Origin of the sequence: Alteromonas sp. PRIM-21 (assembly GCF_027563165.1) — a bacterium.
Taxonomy (GTDB): Bacteria; Pseudomonadota; Gammaproteobacteria; order Enterobacterales; family Alteromonadaceae; genus Alteromonas; species Alteromonas macleodii_A.
In genome coordinates, this window is the sequence record NZ_JADOEK010000006.1 from 204,164 (window position 1) to 217,307 (window position 13,144).

Annotated in this window: 12 protein-coding genes; all 12 read left to right on the forward strand. The window is 45.4% G+C overall.

The features are described from left to right. The first annotated feature begins 1 nt into the window (after position 1). The 12 genes from IW644_RS11005 to IW644_RS11060 all read left to right on the forward strand — a co-directional run bounded on the left by IW644_RS11005 (position 2) and on the right by IW644_RS11060 (position 12,822). Positions 2-904 (forward strand): ExeA family protein, encoded by a 903-nt coding sequence (locus tag IW644_RS11005; protein WP_269917635.1) that lies wholly within the window; start codon positions 2-4, stop codon positions 902-904. Further along, a complete protein-coding gene (locus tag IW644_RS11010) occupies positions 901-2,271 on the forward strand; it encodes a tetratricopeptide repeat protein (protein ID WP_269917636.1) in 1,371 nt (456 codons plus the stop codon). The genes IW644_RS11005 and IW644_RS11010 overlap by 4 nt, the downstream gene beginning before the upstream one ends. Further along, the gene (locus tag IW644_RS11015; RefSeq protein ID WP_269917637.1) at positions 2,271-3,983 is read left to right on the forward strand and encodes a GspE/PulE family protein; all 1,713 of its coding nucleotides are present in this window, start codon (positions 2,271-2,273) and stop codon (positions 3,981-3,983) included. Before IW644_RS11010 ends, IW644_RS11015 begins: the two co-directional genes overlap by 1 nt. Continuing rightward, positions 3,983-5,212 carry a type II secretion system F family protein gene (locus IW644_RS11020; protein WP_269917638.1) on the forward strand — a complete coding sequence of 410 codons (1,230 nt, stop codon included), beginning with the start codon at positions 3,983-3,985 and terminating at the stop codon, positions 5,210-5,212. Before IW644_RS11015 ends, IW644_RS11020 begins: the two co-directional genes overlap by 1 nt. Positions 5,213-5,240: 28 nt before the next feature. Further along, positions 5,241-5,735 carry a hypothetical protein gene (locus tag IW644_RS11025; protein ID WP_269917639.1) on the forward strand — a complete coding sequence of 165 codons (495 nt, stop codon included), beginning with the start codon at positions 5,241-5,243 and terminating at the stop codon, positions 5,733-5,735. A gap of 44 nt (positions 5,736-5,779) precedes the next feature. Next, the gene (locus IW644_RS11030) at positions 5,780-6,367 is read left to right on the forward strand and encodes a prepilin-type N-terminal cleavage/methylation domain-containing protein (protein WP_269917640.1); all 588 of its coding nucleotides are present in this window, start codon (positions 5,780-5,782) and stop codon (positions 6,365-6,367) included. Between the two features lie 22 nt (positions 6,368-6,389). Continuing rightward, positions 6,390-6,905: a type II secretion system protein gene (locus IW644_RS11035; protein WP_269917641.1), complete on the forward strand. Its 516-nt coding sequence runs from the start codon at positions 6,390-6,392 to the stop codon at positions 6,903-6,905. 1 nt (position 6,906) lies between these two features. Continuing rightward, a complete protein-coding gene (locus tag IW644_RS11040; RefSeq protein ID WP_269917642.1) occupies positions 6,907-7,368 on the forward strand; it encodes a type II secretion system protein in 462 nt (153 codons plus the stop codon). Next, on the forward strand, positions 7,358-7,879 hold the full coding sequence (locus IW644_RS11045; protein WP_269917643.1) for a type IV pilus modification PilV family protein: 522 nt from the start codon (positions 7,358-7,360) through the stop codon (positions 7,877-7,879). The genes IW644_RS11040 and IW644_RS11045 overlap by 11 nt, the downstream gene beginning before the upstream one ends. Beyond that, positions 7,879-8,622: a PulJ/GspJ family protein gene (locus IW644_RS11050; RefSeq protein ID WP_269917644.1), complete on the forward strand. Its 744-nt coding sequence runs from the start codon at positions 7,879-7,881 to the stop codon at positions 8,620-8,622. The genes IW644_RS11045 and IW644_RS11050 overlap by 1 nt, the downstream gene beginning before the upstream one ends. A 91-nt stretch (positions 8,623-8,713) precedes the next feature. Beyond that, complete coding sequence (locus IW644_RS11055) at positions 8,714-9,100, forward strand: agglutinin biogenesis protein MshP (protein WP_269917645.1); 387 nt, start codon at positions 8,714-8,716, stop codon at positions 9,098-9,100. Then, positions 9,100-12,822, forward strand: coding sequence for an H-type lectin domain-containing protein (locus IW644_RS11060; protein WP_269917646.1), 3,723 nt, complete (start codon positions 9,100-9,102; stop codon positions 12,820-12,822). The genes IW644_RS11055 and IW644_RS11060 overlap by 1 nt, the downstream gene beginning before the upstream one ends. Positions 12,823-13,144 lie beyond the last annotated feature (322 nt).

Below are 13,144 nucleotides of genomic sequence, written 5' to 3' on the forward strand. Positions count from 1 at the left end.
TATGTACCAAGGCTTTTATCATTTCACAGAAATGCCGTTTTCGCTTACGCCGAACACGGATTTCTTTTGTGCGCTTGCGCCGCACAATGAAGCGTTAAAAGTCATTTTGTCTGCGTTAAGTATGTCTGAAGGCTTTATTAAAGTGACCGGTGAAGTAGGTACAGGTAAAACCCTGTTGTGCCGCAAACTGATAAACCACCTTTCAGACAAATTCGTAGCCTGTTACTTGCCTAATCCATATTTAAGCCCTGACGAGTTGCGTATAGCATTCGCCAATGAATTAGGTATTGATATAAGTAAAAACGAAGCTTCTCAAGGGTTACACAGTGCCATCGAGTCAAGGCTTTTGGCGCTCAAACAAGAGGGGCGGCAAGCGGTACTGATTATTGATGAAGCGCAATCGTTAAGCTGGGATGCACTTGAGATGTTGCGCTTATTTAGCAACTTAGAAACTGAGAAAAGTAAGCTGCTTCAAATCGTTTTATTCGGCCAGCCAGAGCTTGACGCTAACCTGTCAAACCCTAAGGTTAGGCAAATCCGTCAGCGCATCAGCTTTTCGTACACGCTGCGCACAATGACGTCGGCAGAAGTGGATTACTACATCGGCCATAGGCTAACAACGGCGGGCGGAAGCGAGCAGTTAATTTCTAAAGCTTTACGGGCTTTTATTGCATTAGTCACCCGAGGAACGCCACGGTTGGTCAATATTGTTTGCCACAAAATTCTTCTTCGTGCTTACGGTCAGGGTAAAAGCACTGCGACTTGGCAACATACAATAAACGCAGTGTTTGATACTGATGACTGTAAGCGAAGGCTTGTTCCTAGACAAAGCATTGTTATTTTATCCATAGCTGCGGTTGCGGTAGCAAGTGCGCTTCACCTTTACGGAGCGCCGGGCTTATGAGCATTTTAAATGACACCTTGAAATCGCTAGATGAGCGGAACCAGAACGAAGATTTTGGCTTGCCGCCTACAGTTCAAGTGGAAAATCGCTCGCTTTGGCCAAAAGCGCTAATTGCGCTCATCGCACTAGGGCTATTTAGCTGGCTGGTGTTTAATAGCGTAACTGAGTCAGGGGATAGTAAGAGTGCTGCTAATACAGGTAGCCTTGATACTGTTGCAAAAGTCGATGTACCGAATACAGCAGCAAGCTCGGTGCAAAATGAGTCCATTACAACTGACAGTGAAAGTACTTCCAAGCAAGATGTCGATAGCGCCGAACAACAGTTAGAAGGCATGAAGTCTACGCCGTTATCCGAAGAAGATTTGGCATATCAAAATACGCCGTCAGACGTAGCTGAGATTGTATTTAACAGTATTGATGAAACGGTAGCCGACGACGAAGCAGAATACAGGCAGCGTACGCAAGTTGCTAATTCTTCAAGCTCAAACTCGGATGCCCAATCAGATCAAAAGCCAGATAAAAAGACAGATAAAAAGTCAGATAAACAGGCAGCCGAAGTTGAAGACGAAATCATATCAGCCGCAAACATATTAGCAGAGACTGAAGAAACCAGCTCGGCGGTAGTGAAAGCCTCAGGTTTAACCCAAGAAAAAGCAAACATACAAACGACCAACAAGACAAACCTTGGAGCAAACGTTAAAACAAGCAGTGAATTGAGCTCGCCTAAGCCAGACAGCATTATTTCACGTGAGCCTGCGATTGACGTTACGCCTAAATCCCCTGAGCAACAAAGCGCCGTTCATTTAGAGGCAGGGCTTAAAGCTTACAATTTTGGTATTTTCGACGACGCCCAAAAAAGCTTTACTCTTGCACTATCTACCTACCCGCAAAATACCGAGGCTCGCAAACAATTGGCCGCGCTTTATTTTGGTCAAAATAACAACCTACAAGCGTTACAGGTACTTTCAGAAGGCGTTGTAATGTCGCCAGAATCGTTAGTGTGGCGCGAACTCATGGCTAAGATTTTGGTTCAAGAAAGCCGTTTTGAAGAAGCACTGAACCTTATGCCAGACAGCTTAGATGCCAAAGCACTGGCTGAAAAACGTATCGATTATCTGATACTAAAGGGGACCTCTGCACAAACAGTTAATAAACCAGAACAAGCTATCTCGGCGTTTAGCGCCATGACCTCGCTACAACCAAATAATGCAAAATGGTGGTTGGCACTGGGGGTTAATTACGACGCATTGTCTGACAAGCGTTTAGCCATATCTTCATATTCCAGAGCCCTTGCGATTGGTGGCCTCTCTTCTACATCATCGCAATATGCTAGTGCCCGCCTAACTGATTTACAGGAGCAACCTTAATGCGTCCTCGATTAAAGATGCGCCTCGGCGATTTATTAGTTCACGAAAATATCATTACCAGCGAGCAGCTTGATAATGCGCTATCGGCACAGCGTTCATCTGGGCGAAAACTTGGTGATACGCTTATTGACTTAGGGTTTATCAGCGAACCGCAACTTCTTCGCTTTCTTGCCCAGCAGCTAAATATTCCTTTTTTAGATATTACACAGCGTCGAATAGATCCAGAGCAAGCACAACTTATCCCAGAAACCTATGCAAGGCGTTATCGAGCGCTAGTACTTGAAGCTGACGACGATGAAGTGCTGATTGGAATGAGCGACCCCACCGACTTAGGCGGTCTTGATCAGTTAGGTCCGCTAGTAGCGCCGCGCAATATCGAGCTGGCAATAGTTCAAGAAAATCAAATGTTAGAAGCGTTTGATTCGGTTTATCGTCGTACCCAAGATATAGCGTCATTTGCAGAAAAGTTAGGTGAAGAGTACGCCGATGAAGCGGACTTTGAATTGTCTGCTCTCGACGATACCACTTCAGATGCCACAGTAGTAAAACTGCTTCACTCTATTTTTGAAGATGCGGTTCAGGTGCGCGCCTCTGATATACATATTGAGCCAGATGAAAATACTCTGCGTATCAGGCAGCGTGTAGATGGCGTGCTGCAGGAAAACACACTAAACCAGGTAAAAATTGCCGCTGCGTTGGTACTTAGGTTAAAGCTAATGTCTGGTCTCGATATATCAGAAAAGCGTATTCCTCAAGATGGGCGTTTTAATATAAAAGTGAAAGGCCACACCCTTGATGTGCGTGTTTCCACCATGCCTGTCGCTAACGGCGAAGCGGTGGTTATGCGTTTGCTAGATCAATCCGCAGGTCTTTTGACGTTAAATCAGACAGGGATGCCTGATGCAATGGCCGAAAAATTTCGCGCCGCCATAAACCGACCTCATGGCATGATATTGGTAACCGGGCCAACGGGTTCGGGGAAAACTACAACTTTATATGGCGCGCTAAGCGAGCTCAATAAGCCCGATTTGAAAATCATTACCGCAGAAGACCCCATTGAATATCGCTTGCCTCGTATAAACCAAGTACAAGTGAACTCAAAAATTGGTCTCGACTTCGCGTCTATTTTGCGTACTACCCTTCGACAAGATCCTGACATTATTATGGTGGGGGAGATGCGTGATCAAGAAACCGTAGAAATAGGGCTTAGAGGCGCACTAACTGGCCACTTGGTATTAAGCACGCTCCATACCAATGACTCTGTAACTAGCGCCATTCGTCTTATCGATATGGGCGCAGCGCCCTATCTAGTCGCTACCTCATTGCGTGGGGTATTGGCGCAGCGCCTGGTACGGCGTTTATGTGAAAACTGTAAAGAGGAGCGAGCGCCCAGTGCCCAAGAGCAAGCATGGGTAGGCTTCTTAAAACCAGAGCTAGCAAGTGCGACATTTTGCAAAGGTAGAGGCTGTAATAGCTGTAACCATACAGGCTACAAGGGTCGTATTGGTGTTTTCGAATTTTTAGAAATGAACGAAGACATGATGGAGGCCCTGCGAGATGACAATACTCAGGGTTTTGTTGATGCGACAAAGGCCAACAAAGACTTTGTGCCCCTTTCACATATGGCACTAGATTATGCCGCAGAAGGTAAAACCTCGTTAGATGAGGTCTTTAAGGTGGCTGAATTTGTGCCTGAGGTGGTGAACCACTAATGCCTCAGTTTAGTTATGCGGGTAAATCGGCTCAAGGTGGCCCTCAAAAAGGCATTATTGAGGCTGCGTCTGCGCAAGCAGCGGCGCAGGCTTTGTTGTCTAAAAACATAGTGCCTATTTCGATAGAAGAAACTAAAAAAGCGGCAAAAGCGGGCGATGGTTTAGATATTGGGCGTCTATTCGAACCTAAAGTCGGGCTGGATGAGATGATCATCTTTTCACGCCAAATGTACTCGCTGCTTAAAGCGGGTATACCGATTATTCGGGCAATAAAAGGGCTAAGTGAAAACGCCTCACACAAGCGTTTCCAAGAAATTTTAAAGGACATTGCCGATCAGCTTGAGCAAGGCAGAAGCTTATCTTCGGCCATGACTAAGTATGAAAAAGTCTTCACGCGGTTAACCATTTCTGTTGTCGTAGTAGGTGAAAATACCGGTAAGCTAGACGATGTTTTCCTGCAGTTAGCCCTCTATTTCGAACGGGAACAGGAAACGCGAAAGCGCATTAAATCGGCATTGCGATACCCCACCTTTGTATTGATAGCACTCGCTATTGCTATGTTTATATTGAATCTTTTCGTTGTACCCGTTTTCACACAAATGTTTGAGCGGTTCGATACCGAACTACCCATAATGACTCGCGTGCTTATAGGCACTTCAAACTTCTTTGTAAACTACTGGTGGCTAATTTTAATCGTATTAATTGGAATAATTTTCTCGGCTAAACAATACGTTAATTCGACTAATGGACGACTTAGATGGGACAAATTTAAACTAAAGTTGCCTGTCGTAGGCAGCATTATTGAGCGATCATTATTATCAAGATATAGCCGTAGCTTTTCTATGATTTTGCGTGCAGGTGTGCCGCTAACTGCGGGCCTGTCACTAACAGCGGATGCTGTAGATAACGCTCATATGCAAATGCGCATTAAAGAGATGCGGCAAGGCATAGAAAAAGGCGAAAGTTTGCTTAGAGTTTCGAAAAATAGCGAACTGTTTTCTACACTTGTACTACAGATGATTGCTGTGGGTGAGGAAACGGGTCGATTAGAGCCGCTTTTAGAAGAAAGCGCAGATTATTACGAGCGTGAAGTCGATTTCGACTTAAAGAGCTTAACCGCCAAAATAGAGCCTATTTTAATCGGTTTTGTGGCGGTCATGGTGTTGATACTGGCGCTTGGCATCTTTACACCAATGTGGAACATGATGTCGGCGGTGAAAGGCGGGTAAAAGGTTCGCTATTTCAGTGGGGTAAAACGTGGCTAGCACTAGAGCAGGGTTATTTAACTTTATCGTGATTGGGTTGGTGCTCGCTGTTTTGGCTACATCGTACGTGTATTACGCATCACCAGTGATAGAAGAAGCTGAGCAAGTAAACAAAGAAAACGCAGTGGCTCAGTTTCAACGGGTTGTTATGTTGGCCAGAGCCCAATGGATAAAGTCCAAGCAATCAAGGGTTTTGATTTACGAAACGGACTTTGATGCCAGTGGCAGTATAAAGCAGCAAAAAGAAGTGGCTGCAGAGTTATTTGTAAATACAAAGGGTTGGCCTGAAGGGCTGGAACCGGATCAAGGAAATGCGTGTGAATACATGTTCACATTGGCGACTTTAAGGGAATTCGATGTGTCGTCGAAAATATCGGTAAGCGATGAATACGCAAACGGATATTTGCAGTGTGCATTCTTTATTCAAGACAAAGTTTGGTTTGAGTACAACGCTGGTAGCGGCGTAGTAAGAGAAAGAAAAAGTTAACTAAGCGTCGGAGTTATGCGCTTATTTGTAATCTAGGAGATGCTATGAACACGAGACAGCAAGGCTTTACGCTGATAGAGCTTATCATTGTTGTAATTATTTTAGGCTTGCTTGCGGCTACGGCGCTACCGCGTTTTATCGATGTAACCGATGAAGCACGAGAAGCTAGTGTAGAAGGTGTAGCAGGGGGCTTTGCCGCTGCTGTAGGTCTTGTGCGCGCGCAATGGGAAGTGGAAGGTCGCCCAAGTGGCAATAACGGGAACGGCAACGGCACAGTAGTTACTTACGATCAAACGCCAGTGGGCGTTGACGGTACCATTGGTTACCCTACTGGCAGCTCTACTGGTAATACACTTATTTCTACGGTTAACAATACCGAGTGTAAAAACACATTTGACCTAATTCTACAGTCGGCACCTACCAACACCACATCGACGAACGATACGGTTGTTGCTGATTTCAGATACGCGGTACGTTCAGATGACTCTGGTGCAAACACGCTTTGTGTTTACTACTTAGTTGAGTCTATGGGTCTACCTAATACTTCAGCACCAGCAGACGGCACGCCTGACGGTACCTCGTTTGACGGTTTCACTTACAACCCAGCCACTGGCCAGGTTACTGTTTTTTAATTAATACTCAGGAAGTTTGATTATGCAAAAAGTATCAACGCAACAGGGTTTTACCCTAATCGAGTTAATCATTGTAATTGTATTGTTGGGTATCCTAGCGGTAACCGCAGCACCTAAGTTTTTAAACCTTCAAGACGATGCACGTGATTCTGTTTTACAAGGGATCGCAGGATCAATAGAGTCGGCAGCATCTGTTGTTTACGGTAAGGCGTTAATTAACGGAGAGGCGAGTGCAGCAACAGGTTCGGTTAATGTAGGGAACGGTACGACTATTAATACAGTTTATGGTTACCCAGATGGTGGAACCGCAACCAATTTGACTAACCTGTTAGACGCAGATATTGATAATGCTGGTGATTATTTGACTACTACCGTTGCAGGTTCTGATCCCTCAGAATTGCTAATTTATTACAAAGGCTACACAGGTTACAGCACGACTGCTCCTACTGCAGCTAATGCTCCGTGTACAATTACTTACACGAACTCATCTGGTGAAGGTGTTCGCCCCACTATCAATGTTGTCTCTTGCGTTCAGTAATGTGAAGAAAAACGGTTTTACACTCGTAGAACTTATTATAACCATAATGGTTATTGGGGTGCTGGCGGTCACCGCCGCACCTCGCTTTCTTGGTAGCGACACCGAAGAAGCCATTGCGCTTCGGGACAGAACCCTTCAACTAGTGCGCAATATGCAACTTCGCGCCATGCAAAACGTACAAGACAGCAGCTGCGTGAAAATAACCAGTACAGTTATTGCTCCCCCCGCTGGGCATGACTGCGCAAATGCTCTTTCCACTGCTTTTGATGACGACCAAGTTATCAATGCGTCCAATACTGATTTCACTTTTCAAACTGCAGATGAAAACGGCGATAGTTTTTCTCAAATTCAGTTCGACGGGTTTGGCCGACCAAGCAATATTGCGTGCTCAACTACCTGCAAAATTCAAATAAGTAACTTTACTATGTGCTTGCAAAGTGAAGGGGCCATTTATGCGTGCTAGCGCAATGTTACCTACGCGTAGAAAACACAGTGAAGGCTTTACTTTATTAGAGCTAGTAATTGGTATTGTTGTATTTACTATCAGCTTAACAATAGTGCTGTCGCTTATTGTGCCGCAAGCTGAACAAACGGCTGAACCATTTCGCCAAGTAAAAGCTGCTAAGTTAGGTCAGTCGTTAATGAACGATATTCTAAGCCGCTCTTATGATGAAAACAGCGACAGAAGCCCGCCATTTGAAACCTGTAATACTAAAGGAAATTGCTCAACAACCCTTGGTCCTGAAGAGGCGAGTGAAGACGACTATGACGATGTTGACGACTACAACGGCTACGTAGTGAGTAATGTTGGCGGAAACTATAACAATTTTGGTTTTGCGGTAACGGTAGATTACGACAGTGACTTAGATGACAGTACGCCCACTGACGGTCAAACGTTCAAGCGTATTGATATAGCAGTGACTGCACCAGACGGCCAAGTTTACAACTTCAGTGCTTATCGAGGGAGCTATTAATGTGCCCACCAAAAGCACAGCGCCAGCGCGGTTTTACACTTATAGAGCTTATTTTGGTGATCACTATTTTAGGTGTAATTAGCGTTTCTGTCGCCCAAGTGATTTCTTTAAGTGCGCAAATTTATATAACCGGTGCAGAGCGTACCCGCCTTGTTTCCGATGCGCGATTTATTATTTTGCGACTGGAAAAAGAGCTACGTAATGTGGTGCCGAATTCGGTGTCATTTGATGCAAGTTTAGGGTGCCTGTCTTATTACCCCATCAAAGAAAGTGGCACCTACGTGGGTGATGCGTTCAACAACCCTATGCACGTAGTTGTGTTCAATAGTCAGTTAAGCGTGAATGACACCCTTGTGATATACCCCACAAACCCGCAGAGCGTGAATGATAATGGACGAACAATAGATACTATTGCTGATGCTGCTTCTGAGCCGACTAGCGATAATCAATATGACCTCACGCTTAGCGCCGCGAACACACAATCCTCACCAGGCAAACGCTTCTTTGTTCCTGAAGAACAAGTAACAGTATGCAGAACTTCTACCGCGCAAGGAGAGCGTTTAATAAGAACGCAAGGTGCTAGCTCCGGCGTTATTGGTATTAATGTGGCGTCGTGGAGCGCGAACGTAGTAACCGCAGGGCTACGGCAAAATGGTCTTATAGAGCTGCAAATGACCTTAGAAAGCAGTGATGATGAGCAGATATCCGTTGTACACGAGGTACACTTCCCTAATGTGCCATAAAAAAACGCGACCAAACTTTTGCCATAGCAAACACCGACGGCCTGTTGGTCTATGTAGTTCGCCTGCTCGGCAAAAAGGTTCTACAACTATCGTGGCTATTATTATAAGCCTTGTTCTTTTAGGGCTTGGCATTGCATTGTCTAATCAAATCTCATCAAACATCCGTCAGCAATCCATTGAATATTATGGTGCTCGCGCTTATTTGGCCGCACAAAGTGGAATGGAAGTAGCGATTTCAAGACTGATTAACGGAAACAACCCCGCGTGTACAGCTATTACTCAGCCAGTAACTATCAACGCCGACAACGTGCAGAATTGCACAATTACACTATCTTGTGAGGTGGAGACTGAGGTAGAAGAGCCTGAAGTTGCCGCTGGTGAAATTAGGGTTTATGCGTTGGGAGCTGAAGCGCAGTGCATTGCAGGCCAACTTGAAACCTCAAAACGCGTTCTTGTTGAAGTAAGGCAGGAAGAATAATGACATACCCTATATCTCGTATTCGAGCCCTTTTCATTTGTATGCTATCTGTATTAGCACTGCCCGTGTTAGCTGTACCTCAAATTGAAGGCAGGTTCATTGAACTTCAAAATACCTACAACAAAGCAGAGTGGACAACCATAAGCTTTTCGCAGGTGTACGACGAGCCTCCCGCCGTGTTTATGCTATCGACAAATCAGGGGGGTAACCCTGCTATAGTTAAAATCCGCAACGTTACCAGAACGGGTTTTGAAGCATTACCGCTTGAGCCCTCTGGTGAAGATGGCCCCCATATCACCATGGGAGCTCATTACTTAGCTATTGCCTACGGCGTTCACGAATTCCCTGACGGCGACATTGTTGAAGTAGGGAAAATGGAGTTGGATGCTACTACTATACAGGCCTCTACTAACTCTCCTTGGTATATCCCAACAGGGCCATTAGTGCCTGGCACTGAAGATGCGCGATACGCAGAGGTGCCGCTACAGACAGACTTTGGTGAGCAGCCCGTTTTCTTCCACTCCATCCAAACTGTCAATAATCAGGTCGATGTGGATGGGAAAATGCCCCCTAATGAGCATTTACTACCATTTTTAACTATTGCGGCTAAATATGACGCGCCTTCCTACTACATCGCCTTGGAAGCATCAGAAACCGATTATGAACCGGTAACACGACTCGAGACCGTTGCTTATATGGCAACCACGGAAGGGTTTGATCGCAGGTTCTTTGACGACAATGGTGTCGAGGTGGTTTGGGAGGCAGATTTTGCAGATGTTCTTATTCAGGGCTGGAGTGACGGCTGCTTTCGAAATAACTTTAAGAATTCTTATACGCAAACCCCATTGGTTGCTGCCAGTAAGATAAGCCGCAATGGAGCTGACGGTGGGTGGTTACGTAGTTGCGGTGTTAGTAGCACAAGATTGGGACTTCGTGTTGATGAAGATCGAAGTTTAGATTCAGAGCGCAACCACGCTGAAGAAGAGGCCAGCATTCTGGCTATGACATCAGAGTTTGTCTTTAGTGGTGAAGTACCAAGTTGTGACGTGGCATTTCCTGGGGCTATAGCTGCATTTGGCGGCTCGGCCATCAACCTTCCCGCTAATAGCCGTATTATTGATGAAAACGGCGGGGTATTGAGTGCGACACAACTTATAGCTGGGGGAACCGCAGGCACAGCGGACTATCCTAAATGTGGAGAGCCGGGTGTTGACTGTACGGTGAATAACACAGACTCACTGACCGAGTCACAGGCCAGAGCCATACCTTCTATCACGGTTGAAGATAGTAGCCCTGACTTGGCACCGGGTACTTTGGCTGGGGATTATTTTTATAGTCGGCTAAATGTGTTGATGGCTGCCGGAGATTACAATGTTGTCGCACCAACCAGAATCTATATTTCCGATCCTGGCACTAATCCAGCCGGCCAACCAACCCGCTTCGTTATGGCTAATGCTAATATAACGGTTGCCGATGGTGCCTATTTAGCTATTTATGTAGACGGCGACGTAGTCATTGATGGCTCTAACCCCAAAGCGTTAGTTATTGCCAAAGGTACGGTAACGTTCGCTAATGTAGGTAATGAAACTATTGTTGGGCGATTTAACGCAGGCGGGGGGATTGAATCTGTTTCCTCGCGCCAAGTAGATGTTCCTGCGCCTCTTAAAGTTACAGCGAATGAAGTACCAAATAATATTCCTGGTATCTGCGGTCGAGAGGTTATCGAAGTACTCAATCACTATCGCTATGAGCTAGCAGATGACAAAGGCAGTAGCTGTGCAGCTAAAGAAATAACGCTTAAAGCTTGTGCAGATGTGAATTGCGATCTTATCTATTCTCAGCCTTCTAGCGTTATTTTATCTCCTCAAAATAGCAATGATTTTCAATGGAGTGGAAGTGATACGGTCTCGTTTACTGGACAGATTTCGTTAGCGCTGGACAGTCTTAGAGGGAACGATACAAAGCTTGCAACGTTAGGAGAAACGCCATCATCCCAGCTTCGCTGTTTTATTGGCGGAAACGAAGTAGGTATAGAAGGCTGCAAAATAGATTTTGAAAACGATGGATTGGTATTCAAAAACCTTTCTGACGACAACACAACCATAGTTACCCAGCTATCAGGCAAGCCGTCTGACCAAGGCTTTAATAGTAAGACCTATGCTGTCGAGGCCTGTGGAAATTCAGAACTTTTAAAAAATAAAATAGTGGATGTGGATCTTAACTACAATTGCGCAAGTTCTAGCAACTGCTCGAATAAGATGGCCTTTTCTAATAACAACAATACGTACGAACTTGGGTTATCAGCAGAGACATTTGCGCTGCAGTTTGACGCAAATTCTCGGGCGGAGTTCACGGTGCAGTATCCTGACGCGGGAGAATTGTCGCTTACAGGAACAATCACTGACAGAACTGCCATAACGGGCTCTTCAAATATCTTTGCAGTTCGCCCGTTTGGATTTGCTATGGATATCTTAAATGACAGTGCTACCAGTACAAATCCAAACGGATATGCGACTAACGCGAATGGTTCATTGCTAGCGCGTACGGGAGAAGACTTTGTATTAGGCCTTCGTACTGTGCAGTGGGTTGATGGCGAAGATAATAACAACGATGGTGTACCAGATAATTTCGCTGATTTAGCCAATAACAGCACAGCCGAACACTATACAGGTAGTGTCACCTTAACACCTCAACAAACCTTGCCAGCAGGGGGGGCAACGGGGTCATTAAGCGCTACCAGTGTTACCTTTGATAACGAAGGTAAAGTTAACCTGGCCGTAAATTATGATGAGGTTGGCACTATATCTATTGCGGCGCAAAGCACGTATTTAACAAATGCTACTGTGCTAGGGCAGGTAGATAATGTAGGTAGGTTTGCGCCCTCTAACTTTTCTCTAACTGGAGACGTAGTAGCGGCATGTACTGCCAGTGATGGGTTTAACTATTTTGGCCAACCTATTGATGAGGTTAGCTTTACACTTACTGCCCTTAATCAAAATGGCAGCCGCACTGTGAACTACTACGATGGCTTCGACAAGCTAACAAGCGTTGGACTGCAAGTTGAACACAACGGAAGCTTGCTAGATCGTTTAGAAAATACGAACTCGATTGCATGGCCTCAAAGTGGGACTACAGGTCAAATCACCTTCTCTGACAATGACATAGTATTTAGTCGTTTGGGGAGCGCAGCACTCGACGGAGCGTATATGGATGCAGTTATTGCGCTGGTGGCTGATAGTGGACAAATTGAGAACGCAAACTTTAATGGGCTTTCTTGCGCTGGTTCCTGTGTTGATGATTTTGGTGATGCGATCAACTTCGCCTATGGCCGAGCCACGTTAATAAACAACTATGGTGCAGCAGATGAAGCCCTACTGTTACCACTTCGTACCCAATACTGGGACGGTCAAACGTGGCGCATAAACACATACGACAGCTGTACGGATTTTGCACACGCTAATATAAATGATGCCTCAGGTGAGCTAGTTTCTTCTGAAGACGGAACCCTAAGTGAAGGTGCGTATACCACCGGCGAGGGCATGCGTTTATCATCGCCAAACGGGGCTGGTAATTATTCTGTGACTTATACCCCTGATGCATGGTTGCTGTGGGATTGGGATGGAGATGGCGAAGCTGACAACCCGCCTAGCGCCACGCTAACCTATGGTGTTTACAGAGGGAACGACAACATCATTTACAAGCGCGAACAAATCAACAATTAGAAAAGTAAGGGCTGTATTTGGTCGTAACGCGGTGCGTTAAAAACACCACTACGCCCTTAGTAATAAAAAACCGGAAAAATAGGCAAATTGTTTTTTGAACCTTCCATTTTTCATGGGGTCATTAGTGAGTCTAACGTAGGAATCAATCGATTAACGCGTAGGTTCTATGCCTTTATGAGGCAGACGCCTAATTTGCTTGTAAATAAAGTAGTTATTTTGGCTCTAAGTGACAGCATCACTTGCCCAAAATTGCCCCCATTGTTAAAGTGTGCGAATAAATATCGACTTCACGTTAAAGCGTCGCCATCTCACCTTTGCAAAT